This window comes from Sphaerisporangium sp. NPDC049003 (assembly GCF_043197795.1).
In the GTDB taxonomy this organism is placed as follows: Bacteria; Actinomycetota; Actinomycetes; order Streptosporangiales; family Streptosporangiaceae; genus Sphaerisporangium.
Genome location: NZ_JBICTU010000085.1, coordinates 1 through 1,379, shown reverse-complemented (window position 1 = coordinate 1,379; position 1,379 = coordinate 1). Strand labels below are relative to the sequence as shown.

Sequence of the window (1,379 nt, the reverse complement as noted above, 5' to 3'; positions counted from 1 at the left end):
CTAGTGTCGTGCACCTGAAATCTGTCGGATAATTTCTTATTCTGATGTGTATGAGGCATCCAGGTCCGTCTGCGGTACCGATCGAGTTAACCGATGTTGAGCGTGCTTTGCTGTGCGGCCTGACGGCGCAGGCGTCGGAACTGGCGAGCCGCGCGAAGATCGTGCTGGCCTGCGCCGAGCCCGGGGTCAGCAACGCTGAGGTGGCACGGGAACTCGGTATGAGTGTGGCGACGGTCCGCCGGTGGCGAACCGCCTTTGCCGAAGGCGGGACACAGGCCCTGCTCGACAAGCCCCGGACGGGGCGGCCGAAGGCTGAGCTGACGGTGAGCGACGAGGAACGCGCGACACTGCAGAAATGGGCACGCCGGGCGAAGTCCTCGCAGGTCCTGGCGATGCGCTCGCAGATCGTCCTGGCGTGCGCGGCGGGAAAGGACAACAAGCAGATCGCCGCGGAGTTGCGGGTCCACCCCGACACGGTGTCCAAGTGGCGTACCCGGTTCCTGCGGCTGAGGCTGGAGGGGCTGATGGATGAGCAGCGGCCGGGCCGGCCGCCGTCCATCAGCCTGGACCAGGTCGAACAGGTCGTGGTGGCGACGCTGGAGCAGACCCCCAAGGACGCCACGCACTGGTCGCGCACCTTGATGGCCCAGCGCAGCGGACTGAGCAAGTCGACGATCGGGCGGATCTGGCGGGACTTCGGCCTCAAGCCGCACCAGGCCGATACCTTCAAGCTGTCGACCGATCCGCTGTTTGTGGAGAAGGTCGTCGATGTCGTAGGCCTCTACCACAACCCGCCTGAACGCGCGGTGGTTTTGTGCGTGGATGAGAAGTCCCAGATCCAGGCCCTTGATCGATCTCAGCCGGTGCTGCCGATGATGCCGGGCATGCCCGAGCGGCGGACCCACGACTACGTGCGCAACGGGATCACCAGCCTGTTCGCCGCGTTCAACATCGCCGACGGGACCGTGATCGGCGAGTTGCACCGCCAGCACCGCGCCGCCGAGTTCAAGAAGTTCCTCGCCACGATCGACAAGGCGGTGCCGGCCGAGCTGGACATCCACCTGATCTGTGACAACTACGGCACCCACAAGACCCCGGCGATCAAGGCGTGGCTGGCTCGGCATCCCCGGTTCCACATGCATTTCACCCCGACCGGCTCCTCGTGGATCAATCAGGTCGAGCGGTGGTTCGGCTTCCTGACCGACCAGTTGATCAGGCGCGGAGTCCACAAAAGCGTCCAGTCTCTGGAGAAGGACATCCGCACCTGGATCGATCAGTGGAACGACAACCCACGCCCGTTCGTGTGGAAGAAGACCGCAGAGGAAATCCTCGAATCCCTCGCCCGATATTGCCGACGAATTTCTGGCGCGGGACACTAG

Annotated in this window: 1 protein-coding gene; it reads left to right on the top strand. The window is 64.2% G+C overall.

The features are described 5' to 3' along the window. Positions 1–50 precede the first annotated feature (50 nt). Positions 51–1,379, top strand: a complete 1,329-nt coding sequence (locus ACGFIV_RS36275; protein WP_392839617.1) for an IS630 family transposase — start codon at positions 51–53, stop codon at positions 1,377–1,379.

Excerpts from the sequence above, each read along its gene's own strand:
- ACGFIV_RS36275 (WP_392839617.1), top strand. The coding sequence starts at position 51 with ATGAGGCATCCAGGTCCGTCTGCGGTACCGATCGAGTTAACCGATGTT.